The following is a 21,268-nucleotide window of genomic DNA, read 5'->3' on the forward strand; positions in this document are numbered from 1 at the left end:
TCTATCCTGCTCGTTCCATCACAGTGTTATCGACCCACTGACGTGCCAGATGGTCGGTTTGCTGCACGTTATCAAGTGTCATCGGGGCATCAATAAGGCCACCCGTTGCGTCAAACCTGTCCAATACGGCAGAAACGGTATCCGCCATATCAAGAAAGCCGATCCGGCCCGCAATGAAGTGATCCAGCGCGCGTTCCTTGGCGGCATTGAATACTGCGCCAGCCAGCCCACCACGCTGCATCACGTCCCAGGCGAGTTTCAGGGCTGGATAGCGTGTCAGATCCGGTTCGTTAAAGCGCAGCTGTCCCAGCTTTGCGAGGTCCAGCCGCTGAACCGGCAGCTCCTGCCTGTCGGGCCAGTGCAACGCATACCCAATGGCGTGGCGCATATCGGGGGCGCCCATATGTGCCATCATCGCGCCATCCCGAAACCCGACCATTGCATGGACAATGGATTCGGGATGAACCAAAACTTCGATCTGATCCGGGGAAACTCCGAAATATTCTTTTGTTTCTATGACTTCCAGCGCCTTGTTGAACATCGAGGCACTGTCGATCGTGATCCGCTGGCCCATATCCCAATTCGGATGGCTGGACGCTTGTTCGACGGTGGCGTTTGCCAGATCTTTCAGCGGCCAATCGCGGAACGCTCCGCCACTTGCGGTGATAATCACCCTCTCGACAGCGTCGATATCTTCACCAACCAATGCCTGAAACACCGCCGAATGTTCACTGTCGACAGGAAGCAAACGCGCGCCATGGTTTTTTGCAGTGTCCAGAACCAATGATCCTGCGCAGACCAATGTTTCCTTGTTGGCCAAGGCCAGTGTTGTTCCTTGTTTCAGGGCTTCGATCCCAGGCGCAAGGCCCGCTGCTCCGACGATGGCTGACATGACCCAGTCCGCCGGGCGCGCTGCGGCCTCGGCGATCGCACGCGGCCCGGCCGCCGCTTCGACCCCACTTCCGGCCAGTGCGGCACGCAAATCCTCCAACCTGTCTTCGTGTGCCGTGACAGCTAGATCGGCGCGCAACCGACGAGCGTCATCGGCAAGTTGTCGAATATTTACGCCGCCTGTAAGGGCCACCACATCATAGTCTTCGGGTTTACGCGAAATCAGATCAAGCGTGTTTTGCCCGATCGAACCCGTGGCCCCAAGAACGGAAATCCGTCGCATTACATCTCACCCGGCGTGTACAAAAGCCCTGCGATCAGAACAAACACCGCAGCCCCCATCATGCCGTCGAACCGATCCAGAAAGCCGCCATGGCCGGGGATCAGATTTGAACTGTCCTTGACCCCGAATTTACGTTTGATCGCGCTTTCGATTATGTCACCCGCCTGACTGGCCATTGATGCGAGAACGGAAACAACAACAAAGGCAAACCCGAAACCCGCGTGGCTTGCGAAGACGATACCGACACAGGCCGCGGCAGCCCATCCGCCTGCCGTTCCCGACCATGTTTTCTTGGGGCTGACCTTTGGCCAGAACTTGGGTCCACCGACCATTTTACCCACAAAATAGCCCGCCACATCGGTGGCAACCACCACCGCGATCAGCCAGACCATCCAGCCAAAACCCGAGTTTTCGCGAATGGAAATGAAACCCAGACCAGCCGCAACAATCCAGACCGCGAACATTCCGTACAGGGGTTTCGAGCGGCTGATCTGTCCCATACCCACCAAAGCCGGCGCAAGCACGACCGGGAGCGTGTACAGCGCTGGCAGGTGGTAGCTGAGGATAACGGCAAACGCAGTGAGAACGCCCAACTGGACGGCCACACCCTGGCTTTCAGGGTCAATCATCCGAACCAGTTCCCAGGTCATCAGGCCACAAGCAGCCGCAATGAAGACCTCGAACCAGAGACCGCCAAGCCAGACTTCGATGGCCCCTATTGCAACCAGAACGGCGGCAGAAAGGACCCGGCTCGTCAGATCAGACCACCGGCCATCACTCATGCCAGAACCGCCCCGTACCGACGCTCTCTGGCCCCATAGTTGCGACAAAGCCTTTCGAGTTCTGCGGCAGTGAAATCCGGCCACAAGGTATCTATGAATTCGTACTCGGAATAGGCGGACTGCCACAGCAGAAAGTTCGAAATCCGTGCTTCTCCACTGGTGCGAATGACAAGGTCAGGATCCGGAAGAACGCGCGTGTCCAGGTACTTAGGTAACGTTTCTTCATCCACATCCTCGGGTTTAAGCCGCCCGTCGGCCACATCCCGCGCGAGACGTTTGGTGGCGCGCGCCACCTCGTCCCGACCGCCATAGTTCAGGGCGACCGTCAGATGAACAAGGTCGTTGTCCTTGGTTTCCTCTTCCAGTGAATCCATCAATTCGATCAGTTTCGAATCCAACCGTACCCGATCACCTATGAACCGAACCCGGATGCCATTGTCCGCCAGGGTCCGTGTCTCCTTGATGATGTAGCGCCGAAACAGGCTCATCAACCCGGCTACCTCAACCTGCGTTCGTTTCCAGTTCTCGGTCGAGAATGCAAACACTGTCAGATACTTGATCCCCAGATGCGGGCAGGCCTCGACAACCTCGCGAACACGCCGCGCACCGGCATGGTGCCCAAACAACCTGGGGCGACCACGCGCCTGCGCCCAACGGCCATTGCCATCCATGATGATAGCGACATGGCGCGGGCCGCAGACCGGATCGGTTTGGGGATCTTTCGGCATCAGACCAGATCAGACCTGCATGATTTCAGTTTGCTTGGTTTCAAGCGCCGCATCGACCGCCTTGATCATCGCATCCGTGAGATCCTGCACTTCGCTTTCCCAAAGCTTCTGGTCGTCTTCAGACATACCATCCGCTTTTGCCTTCTTGATCTGATCCATGCCGTCCCGGCGCACATTGCGGATCGCGATCCGGGCGCTTTCCGCATATTGGCCAGCGACCTTGCCCAGTTCACGGCGACGCTCTTCGTTCAACTCGGGAATCGGCAGCATTATGATTGTGCCGTTCAGCTGTGGGTTGATGCCCAATCCGCTTTCGCGAATGGCCTTTTCAACCTTTCCTACCAATGACTTATCCCACACATTTATAGTGACCATGCGCGGCTCTGGCACGTTGACGGTGCCCACCTGGTTGATCGGTGTCATCGAGCCATACGCGTCGACCATGACAGGTTCCAGCATCGAGGCCGAGGCGCGCCCGGTTCTCAGCGAGGCAAATTCGGTTCTCAGATTGGCCATTGCGCCATCCATACGGCGTTTCAGGTCATCGGTGTCCAGTTCGAAGTCGTCAGACATGCTGCTCACTCCCCGTATTCAGGTACTCTTTGGATGGGTCTTACGCCATCACATTTGGGATGTATAGCAATCATGAGGCGGTTTTGTACCAATGGCCAGAGGTGTTGCGATCATTTTGTACCAAACGCGCCTGCGCAAAACCCGACACGGCGTCGTATCGGGTTTAGGCTGTCAACTGCGCTCAGGCATTCACATCGACAACAACGCGCCCTTTGACCTGCCCTTTCAGGATATCGGCACCCAGTTGCGGAAGGTCGGACAAGGCCGCTGGTTGAACCATCGACTCAAGCTTGTCCATCGGCAGGTCGGTGGCAATCCTTTTCCAGGCACGAACCCGGTTTTCATAAGGCTGCATCACACTGTCGATGCCAAGAAGGTTCACACCGCGCAACAGGAAGGGAATCACCGTTGCAGGCAGCGCCGCGCCACCCGCCAGACCCACGGCCGCGACCGAACAGCCGTATTTCATTTGCCCAAGCACACGCGCCAGCATCGCACCGCCCACGGCATCCACGCAGCCCGCCCAGGTTTCACTTTCCAGCGGGCGCTTGGTTGTCTCATTCAGCTCATCGCGGGGCACTATTGTCGTTGCGCCCAGCGATTCCAGATAATCCCCGGTTTCAGGTCGCCCGGTCACGGCCGCCACTTCATACCCGAGATGGCCCAGAATGGCAGTCGCCACCGACCCAACACCACCGGCCGCCCCGGTTACCAGAACCGGGCCGCGATCGGGGGTCAGCCCGTGATCCTCCAGCGCCATCACGGCCAGCATCGCGGTAAACCCGGCGGTGCCTACGGCCATCGCCTGCCGGGCATCGAGCCCATCCGGCAGAGGCACAAGCCAGTCCGCCTTGGCACTGGCTTTCTGCGAATATCCACCCCAATGCGCCTCGCCTACCCGCCACCCGGTCAGAACAACCTTGTCACCCGGCTTGTAACGCGCATCGGTCGATGCCTCGACGGTACCGGCATAATCAATTCCGGGAACATGCGGATACGCCCGCACCAAACCGCCCCCTTTGGGGGACAGACACAAACCATCCTTGTAGTTCACTGTGGAATATTCAACCGCGACCGTGACGTCGCCATGCGGCAAATCATCCAGCGTAAGCTGCCTGACCGACGCGCTCGCCAAACCGCTTTCTTCGTCCTTGTCCATCACAAGTGCATTGAACATCTCTCAATTCCTTTCGTGTTTCTGTAACCGGCCCGCTGCTTCACCTGGCCCCAAATATCCCGGGGGAGTCGCGCAGCGACGGGGGCAGCGCCCCCAAAACCCCCCTTTAAATCCAGAAATGCGACTGCACGGTCGCGCGGCGCATCCCATCTGGCGTTTCCACGTCCAGCTCCGTTCCCGCATCCCAATGGCTCAGGCGTACCATGCCAATGGCTACGTTGGTGTTGAAATCGGGTGACCACGCGGCCGAGGTCACCTGCCCCACACGCTTGCCGTCGCCGTAAAGGTCCCATGGACGGTCGCAGCCAGGCACCGGATCGCCCGCAATGGCGATGGGGCGGATTTGCTGAACGGGCCCCTCCTTGGCCACACGCAGCAACGCGTCCCTGCCGATACAGCCAATCGCGGTATGTGTGTTGCAGAACTTGCCCAGACCGCACTCATGCGGGGTGTTGTCGTCGGTCATGTCATTGCCATAGGACAGCAGACCGCCTTCAATCCGTTCGATCAGGTTCGGGCATCCGGCGCGCACCTGCAAATCTTCCCCTGCCGCAAACAGAGCGTTCCACAGGGGCATGCCGATATCGCTGCCTTCCACATAAATCTCGAACCCGCCCTGTTTGGAATAACCGGATCGCGCCACAGCCAGATCGCGACCTTCAAACTGGAACATATCGAATTTGAAGAACCGGATGTCGCGCACCCGGTCGCCAAAGACACGCGCCATCAGATCGTCAGCTTTGGGACCCTGAACAGCAAGAGGTGACACATCCGGTTCGTCCACCAGCACATCCAGACGATATCCAACGGCGATTCCCTTGACCCACAACAACAGATCGCTGTCAGCGATTGAAATCCACCAGCGGTCTTCGGACAGTTTTACCGCAACCGGGTCATTCAGCATACCGCCGGTTTCATCCACGATGGGGACATAGAAACATTGCCCCGGCAGCATTCCCCGCAAATCGCGCGGGGTCAGCATCTGCATCAGGCGCGCGGCGTCCGGTCCGCGCAGCTCGATCTGCCGCTCGCACGCGACATCCCAGACCTGCACATGGGATTTCAGATGCCGGTAATCGGCTTCGACGCTTTCGAAGACCGTGGGCAACAGCATACGATTATAAACCGTGTACCCCTTGACCCCTGCGGCCTCGACCCCATCTGAAAACGGTGTGCGCCGCAAGCGGCGAGAGGCGGAAATCTGCGGCATTCAAACCTCCTTGGGCATAAAGACGATATCGCTGACGGGCGCTTGCGACCCAACTTCGGTCAGCATCTTGCGCATTTGACCCCGGTGGTGGGTCTGATGGTTGAAGAAATGGATCACATAGTTTTTGTAAGGCATTGTGACATCGATCTCTTTTACGATTAAGCAACAGGTGATTGGCCCGATAAACAGGTCAGTTCCTGATGCGACAACTATTGCAGAAACGCGGCCAACTGCGAGTTTTGCCAGTGTTTCTAGCGCGCCACATCTTGCGCAAACGCGCCTGTGATCATCACTTGGGCCCGTGCCAATCAATCGGACAGATTTCAGCCGACTTGCCGCCAAAATCCCAAACGCGCCCGTAGTCGCGCACTTTCGACTTGGTGCCACGCGCCACGATGATGTCAGGACCCATCCAGTATTTTGAGTTTGAAACCATCACGGGATGCTCGGGGTCTTTGCCTGCCAGCATCTCGATCTCACCCTGAATCTTGCGACCTATCATGATGCGACGTTTGGTGCCGTCACGCTCGATCTGAACCGGCGCCCGTTCGGCCCCGATGATTTCACTGACGAGCATGGTGAACAGACCGGTGGTGCCGCCCGCCTGCCCGCTGAAGATTTGCAGCAGCCCGTTATAGGCTTTGCCGCTGGCGCGTTCATCTACGTAAGCCGCCACTTTCCACTGGCCTTCACCCATCCGGCCGGGAATATCGACCAGCAGGCCGACATTCAGACCCGACAGGTCCTCGCCCTCGTAATGGCCCTCATCAACGATAATACCCATCCAGGCATGACAATGCCCTTCGGTCGGAGGGTGCGCGCCCAGTGAAACGACGCAGGGACAGAACACATCGCACGAGCAGTTCAGGATCAACTCCCCCTTGATGGCCCAGTCCGTCGGGCTCATCTCGCGCCGTTTGGGATTAGGCATACGGCTGTCGATACGCTGGCTGACGGGCAACCGGTCGGCATCTGGTTTTCTGTTCTTAGCCATTGGCTTATCCTCCGTAGCTAATAGGGTAGACGAGCAGGAAAAGACCGCCCGCAATCAATGCAACTCCCACCGGTCGGGTTACAGCATGCCCGATCTGGGGAAGTTTTTCCAAAACCATGAACAGGGTCGCAAGACCCATCCACAACAGGCTCATGACGCCGCCCACAAAACCCAGCGCCATGAAACCCCAGCAGCATCCGACGCAGAAGGCACCAAGGCCCAGCCCCATGCGAACACCGCCCGCAAATCCGGTTTTCCAATGGCCCAGGAAATAGGTCATCGGGGCGTGGCACACGCCATGGCAGACCTCTTTGGCGCGCGAGAACTGAAACGCGCCAACCGCTATCATCAACCCGCCCGCAACCCAGCCGGATCTGGCAATGCCTAGCATGTCGATCACGCCACCAAACAGCAAAGCCAGTTGCGTTCCCGCGATCACAGCCGCAAACCCGACCCAAACCAAGGAATACCCTGCAAGCACACCCAGCCACCCGGCACGGGTGCCATTGGCGCTGCGGATCAGGTCGTCATAACTGCGCAGGGTTGGCACAAGCGTCGGCAGCATCATGGCGGCCATCATGATCGCCCACATCCAGAACAGCGTGCCAAACTCGGCCATGGGCATGTACATGTCCATGCGCGGGTCCATCGCGGCCATCGCCTGCCCCATGGGCCCCGGACGACCGATCAGGTCAAGATCCATGTCGCGGCCCATCGCGAACATGACCCACCATGCCCACAGGATCAGGACATAAAAGCCCAGCCACATTCCGCTGCGCAGCCAAGTACGACTCACTTCGGCCTCCCGACTCAACTCTCTTGCTTTTCAAATGTCAGACTTTTAAATGTCAGACAAATAAAAATTTGCTCAGGGTCTTCTGAACATGAAAACCGCGCCTCGGAAAACCGCCGACCTGTCTGCCCAGATTGCACATGCCATCCGGGACGCGATTGTCTCAGGCGAGTTGATCGTGGATGCACGCCTGCCCTCGGAAGCGGAACTTTCCGAGCAATTTCAAGTTTCGCGCCCAACGGTGCGTGAGGCTTTGAAACGACTGGCGGCGCAATCCCTGATCCGCACACAGCGTGGCGCAACCGGAGGTGCGTTCGTAAACCGTCTGAGTTTCGAAGATGCCTATTCGCAGCAGATCACGACCTCGACCCTGCTGCTGTCGATGAACGCTGTCAGCTTTGATACGGCCTGCGAGGCCCGCTATGCGCTGGAGCGGGCCTGTGCCCCCCTGTCTGCCCAGAGACGAACAGCGGATCAGCTTGCCACGATGCGGGCGGAAATCTTTCGCCAGTCCCAGCCCGGTCTGACGGATGAGGCGTTTTGTGCATCAGACGTCACCTTCCACAGGGCCTTGGTGGACGGGGCCGACAACCCGGTCCTGTCCTATCAACTGGCTGGCGCGGTCGAGGCGATGCAGCCTTTGATGAACATGATTACCTTCACGGCACGTTCGCGCGAAGAAATCATCGCATTGCACACCAGAATTGCAGACGCGCTTGAGGCCAGAGACGCAGATACCGTCGACGCCACGCTGGTCGATCTGGAACATTACACACAGCAGCTGGCCCACGATGTGGCTGAACGCAAACGTAAACCGGCCTGAAGGCTTAAACGGAAACATACTTTAAAGGCAGAGGTCGAGCAGGCAGAATGTCATCCGGCATCAAGACCGGAACTCTCAATAAGAATTGAATGACAATGATTTACGGGAGGACGTTATGAACAAAAGACCGGACCCAACCTTTTATCCTTCGGCCAAGCTGGCGATGGAGGGCCCCGCAGAAACGCTTGCTTTTACGCTGATGCTCAGCCCCGATTTTTCGCAACCCGACGGGCTGGCAGTAGTGAATGTCGATCCAACCTCGGCCGATTTCGGGAAAATCGTGCATCAGGTGATCATGCCCGAAAAAGGCGACGAGTTTCACCATTTTGGTTGGAATGCCTGTTCGTCGTCACTGTCACCGCTCAGCGGTCATGCGTTTCTGGAACGTCGCTATCTGATCATCCCCGGTATCCGTTCCAGCCGGATATACATCATCGATGTAAAGAACCCGCTTGAGGCGAAGATTCACAAGATCATCGAACCCGAGGAAGTCTTTGACAAAACAGGGTATTCACGACCACACACGATCCATTGCGGGCCGGAAGGCATCTATGTGAGCACGCTGGGCGGCGGCGGTGAGGACGGCACGGATGGCCCTCCGGGTATTTTCATCATGGATTGTGAAACCTTCGAGATCATCGGGCGCTATGAGATCGAGCGCGGCGTGCAGGACAAGCACTATGATTTCTGGTGGAATCTGCCGCGCGATTACATGGTCAGTTCCGAATGGGGCCTTCCCCCGCAATTTGAAAACGGGCTGGTGGCCGAGGATCTGCTTTCGAACAAATACGGTCACCGCATCCATTTCTGGAACCTGCGCAACCGGACCAATATCCAAACCATCGATCTGGGCGAAAACCACCAGATGGCGCTGGAAATCCGGCCCGCGCATGACCCGGTCAAACAATACGGGTTCTGTGGTGTTGTCGTCGATACCACCAACCTGCAAGGCGCAATCTTTACGTGGTGGCGCAATGAAGATGGCACGTTCGAAGCCAAGAAAACGATCACCATCGACCCACAACCCGCTGATCCAGATGATCTTCCTGAACTTCTGAAGGGGTTTGCCGCTGTACCGCCACTGGTCACCGATATCGACCTGAGCCTGGATGACAAATACCTTTATGTCGCTTGCTGGGGCACCGGCGACATGCATCAATATGATGTATCCGATCCGATGAACCCGACCCTTGCCGGGAAAGTTGAAATCGGAGGTATTGTCAAAAAGACCAAACATCCGAACGGACAGACCTTTGGCTATGGGCCACAAATGGTCGAGATCAGCCGCGATGGTAAACGCGTTTATTGGACCAATTCACTTTATTCCACGTGGGACGATCAGTTCTATCCCGAAGAAGGCGGCGCGGCCATGGTCAAGGCGGATGTCGGTGAGAATGGCGGGCTGGTTTTGGACCCGAAATTCTGGGTTGATTTCCCCAAAGGATATCGCAGCCACCAAATCCGGCTGGAGGGTGGAGATTGTTCAACCGACAGTTTCTGTTACCCCTCGGTCTGAATTGGAGATTCTGATGACATCAACGGCTGGCCTTTGGCTGGCCGTTGTTCTGAGCGGCGCGTATCACGGGCTGAACCCCGGGATGGGATGGCCGCTGGCGGTTTCCTCGGCCCTGATGGAGCAGCGCCAATCCGCCCTCTGGCGCGCGCTGGCAGCTTTGGCAGGTGGACATTTCATTGCCATGCTGGGTGTCCTTCTGCCTTTTGCGTTGATGGCCGTTCTGGTCGACTATCAACGGGAAATCCGCATCGGGGCTGCGTTGATTGTCATCGCGATGGGGCTATACATTGCGATCACCCGCCGTCATCCCCGTTTTCTGTCGCGCATACCGCCCAGCAAACTGGCGCTGTGGTCGTTTCTCGTGGCGCTTGCCCACGGGGCCGCCCTTATGCTGGTTCCGATCTATCTTGGTCTGTGCCAGCTGGATGAACTGGATGCCGGTCATCAGGCGATCTCCAAAATCATGACAACAAACGGTCTGCTGGTTCTGGGGGTCGCGGCCTTGCATACCGCCGCCATGGTTCTGGGCGGAGGGTTTCTGGCCTTCGCTGTTTATCGTTGGCTGGGGCTGCGTTTCCTGTCCCGCAGCTGGTTCAACCTTGAACTCATCTGGGCGCTCAGCCTTGTTTTAGTTGGTCTTTTGGGGCTGTGGTCGGCGGTTTAATCGCTTTCCTTTGGGCCGCAACACACTATCCTCAGGTGCTGATATTACAATTCAATGAGGCCCGGATGATCACGACCCTGAATGTCATTGCCGCGTTGCTGACAATCGGTTTTGGCCTGTTCGGCTTTCTGGCGCCAGTTCATACCGCCAACGCGCTGGATCTTGCACCTACCAACAGCACCATGGGTCTGAGCGAGCTGCGCGCTTCGGTCGGAGGGCTGTTTGTGGTCTCGGGCATTGCTGTCATCTGGCTGAATGCTCCGATGGCCTACACAATGCTGGGCATAGTCTATGCGGGTGCCGCACTGGGCCGCTTCCTGTCACTGGCGCTAGATAACCCGCCTTTTTTGAAGGCAGCGACTTTTGGAGGAATCGAACTGGTTCTGGCGACATGGTTGATCGCCGCCAACTTCAATAGGGCCGCGTAACGATCTGTAATTAAAGCTAACAAAGATGTGCAATCCAGGTTTGCATCCGTCGCTGACCTCACCTATATATGAGGTGTCCTTCGGGACTATGGACATAAACGCGCTCGTAATAAGCGGATCGGACCCGGGGGCGGTACCCGGCGGCTCCACCAAAATCCTTCGTTTGAGGATCACGGGGCCGAAACAGGATCGACGAACGTCTAAAGGGGTAAGCTTTGTCTCGGCTGTCTGCCACCGTTACCGGCGAAAACAGTACAATTGCAAACGACAATCGTGCTCCGGTTGCAGTTGCTGCGTAAGCAGTAACAAGACCGAAACTTAAGTCCTTGCGCCTAGCCGCGTAAGGCGGGGTTCGCAGGTACCTGGCAACAGAAACCTGCACTTCCCCCCAATATGTCTGAGATTTATGCCGCCTTTGCGCAGATTCAGAGTTTGTTCATTCCTTTTTGCCATCGTGTTCGCAGTTGGACAGGAGCGTTGGGATGACGAATTCAGAGATACTCAGATCCTGGTATTCTGAGGTTTGGGAAAACGGAAACACCGAGGCGATCGATCAGTTCTTTGCGCCCGAAACCATGGCCGAGGGGCTGATCCCCGAAATGCAGGTGGGTGCAGACGATTTTCGGGATCTCGTCACGGCATTTCGCCATGTCCTGGGGGATATCAAGGTGGATTTGCCCAAGATCATCGAGAATGGCGATTGGGTATCCGCAATCCTGCATGTGCAGACGTGCCGGGCCGATAACGGTGCCCCTTTGGAGGTGACCGGTCAGGTCATGGCCCGGTTCAAAGACAATAAGATGGTCGAAGCGTATAATCATTTCGATTTCATCTCGTTTTTTGAAGAGATGGGTCAGTTTCCCGCCGATACCCTTCCCGTGTGCATGACCGGTCAGCGGCTCGACTGGTCCTGACGGTTCAAACCGCAATCTTGACCCCCTATGTTCTTGCGCGGTAGCACTGACTCAGGGGGTCAGCTTGCGAACACCCCGTGAGGCGTCAGCCCAAGCTTCGCATGGATCCGAATGACTAAAGGAGACATGCTATGGCTGCTCTTAACGCCATTACACCGACCCAATTGAGCCGGTTAATCGGAACGCCTCAGGCGCCTGTTCTGATCGATATACGCACTGATGCGGATTTCAGTAAGGATCCGCGGCTGATTCCGGGATCAATTCGCTGTCCGCACACGGAAATCGACGCGATGAGTCGTCTGATTGGTAACGACCCTTGTGTAATAATCTGCCACAAGGGCAAAAAGCTCAGTCAGGGGGTAGCGTCCTGGCTACGAGGGGCGGGCAAAAACGCCGAACATCTGGAAGGTGGGTTTGAAGGGTGGCACGAACAGCGTGAGGCGCCGTTGATCCCCCAGTCGGTATTACCGGCGCGCGTTAATGGCAGCACATTGTGGGTTACGCGCCAAAGACCCAAAATTGACCGCATCGCCTGCCCCTGGCTGATCCGCCGGTTTGTCGATCGCAATGCACGGTTCCTTTTCGTCGCGTCGGAAGAAGTTCAGGGAGTCGTTGATCACTTTGGTGCCACCCCCTTTGACGTTCCGGATACATTTTGGACGCATCAGGACAGCGGCTGCACATTTGACACGATGATCCGGGCATTTGACCTGCGAACCGAGGCGCTTGAGCGTATGGCCCGGATCATTCGCGCTGCAGATACCGACCAGCATGATCTGGCCCCGGAAGCCGCTGGGTTGCTGGCGTTCTCGGTCGGTTTGTCCCGCCAGTATCGCGATGATCATGCTCAGCTTGAAGCCGGGTTGCACCTTTATGATGCCCTGTTCCGCTGGGCACGCGACGGGTTTGATGAAAAGCATGACTGGCCATCGGGTCATGGCGCATGAGACCTACGGCACTGGACCTTTTCAAGGTATTCGGACGGATCGGCCTGTTGTCATTTGGGGGCCCGGCTGCCCAGATCTCGTTGATGCATCAGGAGCTGGTCGAGCGCAGGCCCTGGCTGGATGAACAGACCTATCTGCGCGCGCTTTCCTTGTGCATGTTGCTGCCCGGTCCCGAGGCAATGCAATTGGCTACCTACGCAGGCTGGCGCTTGCGCGGTGTCGCGGGCGGGTTGATTGCGGGCAGCCTGTTCGTTTTGCCAGGGGCGTTTGTCATTACTGTTCTGGTCGCGCTTTATTCAGCATACGGCGACATTCCACTGGTGCAATCCGCATTTACCGGCATCAAGGCGACCGTCATCGTGATCGTCCTGCAAGCCCTGCGCAAGCTGTCAGGTAAGGCGCTGACGGATATGGAACATCGTGTCATCGCAGGCCTGTCGTTTCTGTCAATCTTTCTGTTCAACCTGCCCTTCCCGCTGATCATTCTGATCGCGGCCCTGTGGGGGTATTTGCGTTATAATGGATCCATTGGGGCAACCGATGTTCAGGACACGCCGAACTTTGCCCGTTCGGCCCGGACGATAGCGGTCTGGTTGCCGCTTTGGCTGGGGCCGCTTGTTGCGTTAACACTCAGCGGCCATCAATTGCTCAGCGATCTGGGGTGGTTCTTTGCCCGTCTGGCTGTTGTGACCTTTGGCGGCGCCTATGCCGTTCTGGCCTATATGTCGCAAACGGTTGTGGATCAGTATCACTGGATCAGTGCAGACCAGATGATTGACGGATTGGGTCTCGCAGAAACCACCCCCGGGCCATTGATACTGGTTACACAGTTTGTCGCCATGCTGGCGGGACAGATCAACGGTGGGTTCTCACTGGCGCTTGCTGCGGGCGCTGTTGCGCTATGGGCAACGTTTGTGCCCTGCTTTTTGTGGATTTTCCTGACGGCCCCTTACCTTGACCGTCTGGCCACACGTCCCCGCCTGTCTGCCGCCCTTCACGGTATCACCGCCGCTGTTGTCGGAGTGATTCTCAACCTTTCCGTGTGGTTTGCCCTGAATGTTCTTTTCGAATCGGTGCCAGACATGAATTTGGGTCCGGCGGCAATACCCGTGCCCCAAGTGTCTTCGCTGAACATTCCGGCTCTTGCATTAACCTTTATCGCTGGCATATTGATATTTCGACTAAAATTGGGGATCGGAACAGTGTTGGTTCTGATGTCACTGGCAGGGCTGGTTGCGCATAATATCTGATCAATCCGATCATACCTGCCCTTTCGTTTCCGAACAAAACCCCTATGCTGAGCTTAACCACTTTTGAGGATGACACATGTCGCAAGGCATCGACTATGGCAATCTGATGCACACCGCCATGCGCGGGCTTATCAAGACTGTGCTGACGGATGTATCGAAATCCGGTCTGCCCGGAGCGCATCACTTTTTCATTACCTTCGACACACGCGAAGATGGCGTGGATATCGCCGATTGGCTGCGCGACCGGTATCCGGAAGAAATGACAATCGTCATGCAACACTGGTTTGAAAACCTCGAGGTCGGAGAGAACGGATTCGCCATTACCCTTAATTTCGGAGACGCGCCGGAACCGCTTTACATCCCCTATGGCGCGATCAAGACCTTTGTCGATCCATCGGTGGAATTTGGACTGCGGTTCGAAAGCCCGGACGACGAAGATGAGGACGATTATGTTGCAGAGGACTTGATCGAAGTCGAAGAGGAAGAACAGGCGCATCACGACGCCGATGTCGTGTCGCTGGACAGCTTCCGCAAATAAGCCTTTGAGCCCCGCCCTGCGCGGGGTTCAGCGTTTCATCAGAAATGTTTCGACAGATCGGGATTTCTGACCGTCTATGAAGCGCGAGAATGACAGGTTCAGCCCGTCTTCGGCCAGGGTTCGGTCGAACTGCTGCAATTCATATCCGCCGTCAACGTCAATGAACAACGAAAACACCGTCAGCGTTTCGCCTTCGATACGCCCCCAGACGAAGGGTTCACCTTTCATCGGATCCAGCGGAACCTCATGACCGAACACGTTGCGTTTCATTGCGGCCGAAAATACATCCGGGCGGTCCGAGGGCACGAAGTCGATGGAAAACTGCTGTTCTTTTACCCGCCCGTCCAGCTTGTAGGTCGTGGTTTGCCAGCTGACGTTGAACCCGTTTTTGGTCTCGAAAATGGAAACGCTCATATCCCGCGGGGTTGAGGTTCCGTCCGCATCCACGACATTTGCCGAGCCCACATAATCCCCCAGGAACGGGGTAATGTCCGCGGCGCGCGCAGATGCGCCCAGAACAGACAGCCACAAAGCACAGACAGCAAATAACACGATCGCTTTTTCAAGCGTAATGCGATGGAAATTCGACATCTTGTCCTCCAAGGCGGCTACGAACCTATTGTAGCTGAGAGGGGGCCGCGCACAATGGCACATTCCCCGACGATAACAATAAAAGTGACGCACCCCGCGCCTATACCTTTGACGCCCTTGGGTTTAAGGTGCGCGCAACTGGCCGATTGCGTCACAGCTTGGCTGCGGCTAAACGGCATACAACAGCATACCAGACGGAGTGACAGATGTCTCAGACCCGCACCGAATCCGACAGCTTTGGCCCGCTCGAGGTTCCTGTCGACAAGTATTGGGGCGCGCAAACGCAGCGTTCGATCATGAACTTCCCGATCGGTTGGGAGAAACAACCCATTGCCATTGTGCGTGCGCTGGGCGTGATCAAGCAAGCCTGCGCGATGGAGAACAAGGCGACCGGAAAACTGGATGCCAGGATTGCCGATGCCATCATTCAGGCCGCGGGTGAGGTGATCGAAGGCAAGTTTGACGACAACTTTCCGCTGGTCGTCTGGCAGACGGGTTCCGGCACCCAGTCGAACATGAACTCGAACGAGGTCATCGCGAACCGCGCCATCGAAATTCTGGGCGGTGTCATCGGTTCAAAAGACCCCGTGCATCCGAACGATCACTGCAACATGGGTCAGTCGTCGAATGACACCTTTCCCACCGCGATGCACATCGCCACAGCGATGAGTGTTCGTGACGTCCTTCTGCCCGGGCTTGAAAAGCTGGCCTCTGGTCTTGAGCAGAAAGCTGATGAGTTCAAGGACATCATCAAGATCGGCCGGACTCATACGCAGGATGCAACGCCTCTGACACTGGGGCAGGAATTCAGCGGTTATGCCCACCAGATCCGTCAGGGGATTGCACGCGTTCACGCAGCGCTGCCCGGCATCTACGAACTGGCGCAGGGCGGCACCGCCGTCGGCACCGGCCTGAACACCCAAAACGGTTGGGGCGAAGCGGTTGCAGGCCATATGGCGCAGATCACCGGCTTGCCCTTCGTGACTGCGCCGAACAAGTTCGAAGCGCTGGCCGCCCATGACGCCATGGTCTTTATGTCCGGGGCTTTGGCGACCATCGCGGGCAGCTGCTATAAAATCGCCAACGACATCCGTTTCCTGGGCTCTGGCCCACGTTCGGGGCTTGGCGAACTGATCCTGCCCGAGAACGAGCCCGGCTCGTCCATCATGCCCGGCAAGGTGAACCCGACCCAGGCCGAGGCGCTGACACAGGTTGCGGCGCATGTGATGGGCAACAACGCCGCGATGAATTTTGCAGGCAGTCAGGGCCATTTCGAGCTGAACGTCTATAATCCGATGATGTCCTACAACCTGTTGCAATCCATCCAGTTGTTGGGCGACGCTGCCGACAGCTTTACCGAGCGGATGTTGCTGGGCATCAAGGCCAATGAGCCGCGCATCGACAAGCTGATGAAGGAATCGCTGATGCTGGTGACGGCGCTGGCCCCGACCATCGGCTATGACAACGCCACCACGGTCGCCAAGACCGCGCATAAGAACGGCACAACCCTCAAGGAAGAAGCCATTGCGCTGGGGTTTGTGGACGAGGCAACCTTTGATGCCGTTGTGCGCCCCGAACAGATGATCGGCCCGAAAGACTGATGGGCAAGCCGGTCAACCTGAACCGGTATCGAAAAGAAAAGGCGCGGGCCGAAAAGAAGGCCCGCGCAGACCAGAATGCCGTCGCCTTTGGGCGCACCAAGTCCGAGAAAACAATCGTCAGGCTTCAGCAGGACAAGCAGAGGCGTGACCTTGACAATCACGAGCTGGATGAATGAGCGGTCGACCGATAAAACGTTCATTGACCCTCAAAGGACACCGGACATCTGTCTCGCTTGAAGATGAGTTTTGGCGGGCATTTCGCGACATTGCGAAAGAAAAAGATCAGCCAATCAATGCACTGGCCGCGCAAATTGATGTTGACCGCGACCCGGAAACCGGATTGGCCTCGGCTATTCGCGTGTTTATTCTGAACTGGTACCGAGACAAGGTTTAACGCTTGTCAGATCTTGGCTGTTGGGTGTAACGTCCCCAAGGAACAAAAGGGGTACACTCATGGGAAACACGGTATTGGGACCTGACGGTCAACCTCGGTGTTCCTGGTGCCAGGCGGCGCCGGAATTTTTTGACTATCATGACACCGAATGGGGCTTTCCGGTCTCGGATGACCAGCGACTGTTCGAGAAACTGTGCCTGGAAAGCTTTCAGTCGGGTCTTAGCTGGCGCACGATCCTGAACAAGCGCGAGAATTTCCGAGAAGCGTTTTACGGGTTTGATTTCAACAAGATGGCCGAGTTCTCTGAAGCCGATGTTGAACGTCTGCTGCAAAATGATGGGATCATTCGCCACCGGGGCAAGATCGAGGCGGTGATCAACAACGCCCGCCGCGTGCAGGAACTGGTGGCATCGGAAGGATCGCTGGCGGCTTTTGTCTGGCGGTATGAGGCGGAAACCCCGCCGCCGCCACAATCGACATCCACATCGCCCGAGTCGGTGGCAATGTCGAAGGACCTCAAGAAACGGGGCTGGAAATTTGTTGGTCCCACGACGGTGTTTGCGTTCATGCAGGCCATGGGGCTGGTCAATGACCATGCCGAAGGCTGTATCAGCAGAAAAAAAGCGGCACAGTTGCGCCGCTCTTTCACGAAACCTGTCTGAGGATCAGACAGAGGCTTTGAATATCTTGTCGATATTGCCGCCCAAAGCGGTGTTGAATTCGGCGTCCGATTGCTGTTTCGACAGACCTTCGGTCAGTGCGCGCGAGAAAGACGCGATCATTTTGCCGTTCTGTTCCAACAGGTTGCAGGCCTCTTCGGTCGAATACCCGCCTGACAGCGCGACAACGCGCAGAACACGCGGATGGTCGGCCAGTTCGTCATACAGGTTTGCCTGTGTCGGGATCGTCAGCTTCAGCATGACCTCCTGCCCCTCACCCAGCTGGTCGAGGTTCTTCAGGATTTCAGCTTTCAGAATCTCCTCGGCCTCAGCCTTGGTTTCTGAATGAATGTTGACCTCAGGCTCGACGATCGGAACCATTCCGGCGTCAGTCACTTCACGGGCAACGTCGAATTGCTGGGCAACCACGGCCGCGATGCCTTCGGCATTGGCCTCGTGGATGACCGAACGTTCTTTGGTACCGAACACGCCTTCTGCCTTAGCCAGCGTGTCGGCCAGACCGGGGATCGGTTTCATCAACTGAACACCGTTGGCCTGATCCTCAAGGCCCTTGTCGATTTTCAGGAATGGCACGATTCCTTTGACCGACCAGAGGTAATCAGCGACTTTGCGGCCCTCGATCTCTTCACCAAGGGTGCGTTCGAACAGGATCGCACCGATGACTTTGTCTTTGGTGAAGTCATTTGCCAGAATGATCCGCGCGCGCATCTTTTGAATTTCGCCGAACATCTCAGCGTCCGAGCCGTAGGTCGACGCGTCAACGCCGTACAACGCCAGAGCTTTCGGGGTCGAGCCGCCGCTTTGATCCAATGCCGCGATAAAGCCTGCGCCGTTGATCATCTGCGCGCGCTGTTCTGCTTTGGCCATAATGTTTTCCCGTTCAATGATGATTCCGATGTCTTCCCCCGCATACATCACAGTCAGGACCGATGGTAGTTTGTTAGCGCTCAACCAGCCGCAACCATATGCCATCCCTGGATCGAACGGTCAGATGGGCCACCGGAACCGGCGTTTTGCCGCTGATTGTTTCGAATTTGAAATTCCGCACCAGCATCGACAGGATCAGCGGCCCTTCGACCATGGCAAACCCGGCCCCGGTACAGACGCGGGGACCTGCGGAAAACGGGATATATGCCTTACGCTGGCATGTTTTGCCGTTTTCACTGTTCCAGCGGGTCGGGTCAAAGCCATCGGGATTGTCCCATAACCGTTCGTGACGGTGCAGGTGCCAGGGGCTGATTACGATTTGTGACCCGTTGGGAACGTCTCTGTTTCGGAACTGGTGTGGGCACTTGGCCTCTCGCACCATCATGGGAACCGGTGGGTACAGGCGCAGTGCCTCGCGAAACACGTCGCGGCTGATCTTGAGTTTGGAAACCGAGGCAAAGGTCGGGTCGTCCAGAGCGGCAGCTTCGTCAGTAATCCTTTCCTGCCATTCGGGATAAAGCGCCAGCAGATACAATGTCCACGCCAGGGCCGATGCGCTGGTTTCATGGCCTGCCAGAAAGAAGATCGCGACCTGATCAACCATTTCTTTGGGCCCGAAAAACTGACCGGTTTCAGGGTCAGCGGTTGTCATGATCTTGGTTGCCAGATCATCGGGGGCGGTTCCGGCCTTGATCGCCTCTGCCCGCTCATGGGTCAGGTCAGTGATCAGGTTACGAATGTCTTCGGCGTTTTTCCGTGTCGTCCGGGAGTGGAACCGAGGCATCCATTTGGGCAGCGGAACGAAAGCTGCAAGGTTCAGCAGAGGTTGTTCGCGCTGGTAGTTGCGGAACTTTTCAAACACCTTGCTGGCTATGGCGTGGTCGATCGGCACCGAAAACAAGGTGCGAAAAATCACATCTGCTGCGGCGTGGCTTGTCTGTTCTTCGACTTCGATCTGTTTGCCGACATGGGGGCGCAACCGCTCAACACAAGCGTCTGCTGCGGCCAGCATGGCGGGAAACGTGTCTTTCAGCCGCCCGCCCTCAAATGCCGGGTCAATGATGCGTCGCTGACGTTTCCACGTCTCTCCATTGGTTAGAAACACCGAATTTCCAAGCAAGGGGCGCAGGCCTTCGCTGATCCGGCCCGATTTAGGAAAATCTTCGGGGCTTTTCCTGAGGACGATGTCAATCAGGTCCGGTTCATTGACCAGGAAGGACCGGAAGAAGGGTGTCCTGAATTCGGCCATCCACGCGCGATAAAGGCGCGCTGGCTGTGCAGACAGCAGATCCTGACGAAACAGTTTCAGGTAACGCAATAGGGAAACCTTGTCTGCGCGCGGCTGGGGCTTGGGCGGGTTCATGGGCGAACCGACGTGTATTTGGACACAGGCGTCTCAATCCGGCTGCGCGAAGGTGTGCGCCCAAGGAACCGCTGTTTCAGCGTCAAAGGGCCTGCCGTAATTCGGAAATAGTCGTAAACACCCGGCGTATCGAATACGCAAAGGTACTGAAAATGCAGCCGGAAGAACCGCCAGCGCAGGGCTTTCCAACGTTCAGGCGCCAGAGTTTGCGTAAAGGCCGCCGACAGGACAAGGGGCCAGCGTTTGTCCGGCCCGGCCACCCCTGTAACGGCCACCGGATCACACAGCGCAAATGCGCAGCCATCCCCGGGGGCCGAGACATCGACCCACGTGATGTCCGGACTGGAAGACAGGAGTTGAAGGTCGGACCGAAGGCCATGCGCATTTGGCAGAAAGGACACCATAGGCATCACCTGCCCCAGGCTGAGGAACGACAACTCTGCCCCCTGTTGCGGCACGGCCCTGTCGCGGATCAGGTCGGCCAGAACAGACACCCCCAGATGCGCACCCGAACTGTGGCCCACCACCAGAACCTCATCCACACCGGATATCAGCGCGGCTTCAATCGCTTTGCGGAATGCGGCCAGCCTGTCCTTCAGTTTTAGCGGAGTTTCCCCCTTTAACTGTGCGGAATAGGCGTAATCATGCATCAGGTAGTAGGCAAACAACCGGTTGTCGATCTTGCGGAACCACAGCATCAGCGCAACCGCAACGGCGATACCCGGAAACAGGCCCCACCAGCCGGCCACAACCACAGATGCCCACACGACCGCAAGCGCAACCAGCAACTGAGACACCAACATCGCCACCGGATAGAGCGCCGCAATCACCGGGCCTTTGCGCAACCGCATGAGGCGCCACAAAGCACCGGTCGAAATGTATATCCACGCCGTGTGCGCCAACTTCGCATAGGTTGCTGGGATCGATGCGGACATGCTGTCGCGCACGATGTCTGACCAGACCAGTACTTCGATCTCTGTCTCAACAGACGCACCGTCCTGCATTGATGTCACGGACCAGCCGAACAGACCTTTTGCGGACTTAGGGGCAATCGTGATCTCATATCCTGAAATCCGGGCCTGCGCTTGCGACTCGGTTCGGTAAAGCTCGCGATATCGTCGCGGCGGCATCGGGTCATAACCGGGGATGTAGAACACCCGGCGTTTGCGCACCTGTGACTGATTTCTCTGACTGCTCATGC

Annotated in this window: 25 protein-coding genes and 1 other RNA gene; 13 read left to right on the forward strand and 13 right to left on the reverse strand. The window is 57.0% G+C overall.

Features of this window, described 5'->3' with window-relative positions:
- Position 1: 1 nt before the first annotated feature.
- The 9 genes from dxr to ACR0DY_RS02070 form a co-directional block, all read right to left on the reverse strand.
- Entirely contained in the window at positions 2-1,174 is a 1,173-nt protein-coding gene (gene dxr, locus ACR0DY_RS02030; protein ID WP_480897744.1) for a 1-deoxy-D-xylulose-5-phosphate reductoisomerase, read from the reverse strand.
- Positions 1,174-1,956 carry a phosphatidate cytidylyltransferase gene (locus tag ACR0DY_RS02035; protein WP_480481032.1) on the reverse strand — a complete coding sequence of 261 codons (783 nt, stop codon included), beginning with the start codon at positions 1,954-1,956 and terminating at the stop codon, positions 1,174-1,176. The genes dxr and ACR0DY_RS02035 overlap by 1 nt, the downstream gene beginning before the upstream one ends.
- A complete protein-coding gene (locus tag ACR0DY_RS02040) occupies positions 1,953-2,684 on the reverse strand; it encodes an isoprenyl transferase (protein ID WP_480472659.1) in 732 nt (243 codons plus the stop codon). The genes ACR0DY_RS02035 and ACR0DY_RS02040 overlap by 4 nt, the downstream gene beginning before the upstream one ends.
- Positions 2,685-2,693: 9 nt before the next feature.
- Positions 2,694-3,257: a ribosome recycling factor gene (gene frr, locus ACR0DY_RS02045; RefSeq protein WP_480481034.1), complete on the reverse strand. Its 564-nt coding sequence runs from the start codon at positions 3,255-3,257 to the stop codon at positions 2,694-2,696.
- 181 nt (positions 3,258-3,438) lie between these two features.
- Positions 3,439-4,434, reverse strand: coding sequence for an acryloyl-CoA reductase (gene acuI / locus ACR0DY_RS02050; protein ID WP_480481036.1), 996 nt, complete (start codon positions 4,432-4,434; stop codon positions 3,439-3,441).
- A 106-nt stretch (positions 4,435-4,540) separates the two neighbouring features.
- Positions 4,541-5,644 (reverse strand): dimethylsulfoniopropionate demethylase, encoded by a 1,104-nt coding sequence (locus ACR0DY_RS02055; protein ID WP_480481038.1) that lies wholly within the window; start codon positions 5,642-5,644, stop codon positions 4,541-4,543.
- On the reverse strand, positions 5,645-5,779 hold the full coding sequence (locus tag ACR0DY_RS02060) for a DinB family protein (protein ID WP_480481040.1): 135 nt from the start codon (positions 5,777-5,779) through the stop codon (positions 5,645-5,647).
- 154 nt (positions 5,780-5,933) lie between these two features.
- Complete coding sequence (locus tag ACR0DY_RS02065) at positions 5,934-6,638, reverse strand: DUF1326 domain-containing protein (protein WP_209596177.1); 705 nt, start codon at positions 6,636-6,638, stop codon at positions 5,934-5,936.
- 4 nt (positions 6,639-6,642) lie between these two features.
- On the reverse strand, positions 6,643-7,407 hold the full coding sequence (locus tag ACR0DY_RS02070; protein WP_480545815.1) for a DUF2182 domain-containing protein: 765 nt from the start codon (positions 7,405-7,407) through the stop codon (positions 6,643-6,645).
- 115 nt (positions 7,408-7,522) lie between these two features.
- Between ACR0DY_RS02070 and ACR0DY_RS02075 the strand changes: the two genes are divergently transcribed.
- The 9 genes from ACR0DY_RS02075 (at position 7,523) to ACR0DY_RS02115 (ending at position 14,511) form a co-directional block, all read left to right on the forward strand.
- Positions 7,523-8,254 (forward strand): FadR/GntR family transcriptional regulator, encoded by a 732-nt coding sequence (locus tag ACR0DY_RS02075; protein WP_480564863.1) that lies wholly within the window; start codon positions 7,523-7,525, stop codon positions 8,252-8,254.
- 115 nt (positions 8,255-8,369) lie between these two features.
- The gene (locus ACR0DY_RS02080; RefSeq protein WP_480897746.1) at positions 8,370-9,770 is read left to right on the forward strand and encodes a selenium-binding protein SBP56-related protein; all 1,401 of its coding nucleotides are present in this window, start codon (positions 8,370-8,372) and stop codon (positions 9,768-9,770) included.
- 13 nt (positions 9,771-9,783) lie between these two features.
- Positions 9,784-10,434 (forward strand): hypothetical protein, encoded by a 651-nt coding sequence (locus ACR0DY_RS02085; RefSeq protein WP_267364371.1) that lies wholly within the window; start codon positions 9,784-9,786, stop codon positions 10,432-10,434.
- 65 nt (positions 10,435-10,499) lie between these two features.
- Positions 10,500-10,862, forward strand: coding sequence for a DUF4345 family protein (locus ACR0DY_RS02090; protein ID WP_480897748.1), 363 nt, complete (start codon positions 10,500-10,502; stop codon positions 10,860-10,862).
- 36 nt (positions 10,863-10,898) lie between these two features.
- Positions 10,899-11,245: a transfer-messenger RNA gene (ssrA, locus tag ACR0DY_RS02095) on the forward strand.
- A 99-nt stretch (positions 11,246-11,344) separates the two neighbouring features.
- Complete coding sequence (locus ACR0DY_RS02100; RefSeq protein WP_480472641.1) at positions 11,345-11,776, forward strand: ester cyclase; 432 nt, start codon at positions 11,345-11,347, stop codon at positions 11,774-11,776.
- Positions 11,777-11,907: 131 nt separating this feature from the next.
- Entirely contained in the window at positions 11,908-12,723 is an 816-nt protein-coding gene (locus tag ACR0DY_RS02105) for a chromate resistance protein ChrB domain-containing protein (RefSeq protein WP_480481050.1), read from the forward strand.
- Positions 12,720-13,973, forward strand: a complete 1,254-nt coding sequence (gene chrA / locus ACR0DY_RS02110; protein WP_480545600.1) for a chromate efflux transporter — start codon at positions 12,720-12,722, stop codon at positions 13,971-13,973. The genes ACR0DY_RS02105 and chrA overlap by 4 nt, the downstream gene beginning before the upstream one ends.
- Before the next feature lie 76 nt (positions 13,974-14,049).
- On the forward strand, positions 14,050-14,511 hold the full coding sequence (locus ACR0DY_RS02115; RefSeq protein ID WP_480481054.1) for an SspB family protein: 462 nt from the start codon (positions 14,050-14,052) through the stop codon (positions 14,509-14,511).
- A gap of 27 nt (positions 14,512-14,538) precedes the next feature.
- Here ACR0DY_RS02115 and ACR0DY_RS02120 read toward each other — a convergent pair whose 3' ends face one another.
- On the reverse strand, positions 14,539-15,102 hold the full coding sequence (locus ACR0DY_RS02120) for a hypothetical protein (RefSeq protein ID WP_480481056.1): 564 nt from the start codon (positions 15,100-15,102) through the stop codon (positions 14,539-14,541).
- Positions 15,103-15,308: 206 nt separating this feature from the next.
- Here ACR0DY_RS02120 and fumC point away from each other — a divergent pair, with 206 nt between their 5' ends.
- From fumC to ACR0DY_RS02140, 4 genes are read left to right on the forward strand one after another with little or no spacing between them, the layout of a single operon-like run.
- Entirely contained in the window at positions 15,309-16,703 is a 1,395-nt protein-coding gene (fumC, locus tag ACR0DY_RS02125; protein ID WP_480481058.1) for a class II fumarate hydratase, read from the forward strand.
- On the forward strand, positions 16,703-16,879 hold the full coding sequence (locus ACR0DY_RS02130) for a DUF4169 family protein (protein WP_480481060.1): 177 nt from the start codon (positions 16,703-16,705) through the stop codon (positions 16,877-16,879). The genes fumC and ACR0DY_RS02130 overlap by 1 nt, the downstream gene beginning before the upstream one ends.
- Entirely contained in the window at positions 16,876-17,097 is a 222-nt protein-coding gene (locus tag ACR0DY_RS02135) for a ribbon-helix-helix domain-containing protein (protein ID WP_267364385.1), read from the forward strand. Before ACR0DY_RS02130 ends, ACR0DY_RS02135 begins: the two co-directional genes overlap by 4 nt.
- A 59-nt stretch (positions 17,098-17,156) precedes the next feature.
- Entirely contained in the window at positions 17,157-17,759 is a 603-nt protein-coding gene (locus ACR0DY_RS02140; protein ID WP_480545601.1) for a DNA-3-methyladenine glycosylase I, read from the forward strand.
- Between the two features lie 3 nt (positions 17,760-17,762).
- Here ACR0DY_RS02140 and ACR0DY_RS02145 read toward each other — a convergent pair whose 3' ends face one another.
- The 3 genes from ACR0DY_RS02145 to ACR0DY_RS02155 all read right to left on the reverse strand — a co-directional run bounded on the left by ACR0DY_RS02145 (position 17,763) and on the right by ACR0DY_RS02155 (position 21,266).
- A complete protein-coding gene (locus tag ACR0DY_RS02145; protein ID WP_480545602.1) occupies positions 17,763-18,644 on the reverse strand; it encodes a fructose bisphosphate aldolase in 882 nt (293 codons plus the stop codon).
- Between the two features lie 73 nt (positions 18,645-18,717).
- On the reverse strand, positions 18,718-20,067 hold the full coding sequence (locus tag ACR0DY_RS02150) for a cytochrome P450 (RefSeq protein ID WP_480545603.1): 1,350 nt from the start codon (positions 20,065-20,067) through the stop codon (positions 18,718-18,720).
- Positions 20,064-21,266 (reverse strand): hypothetical protein, encoded by a 1,203-nt coding sequence (locus ACR0DY_RS02155; RefSeq protein ID WP_480545604.1) that lies wholly within the window; start codon positions 21,264-21,266, stop codon positions 20,064-20,066. Before ACR0DY_RS02155 ends, ACR0DY_RS02150 begins: the two co-directional genes overlap by 4 nt.
- Between the last annotated feature and the right edge of the window lie 2 nt (positions 21,267-21,268).

It is taken from the genome of Ruegeria sp. O6, from assembly GCF_056535045.1.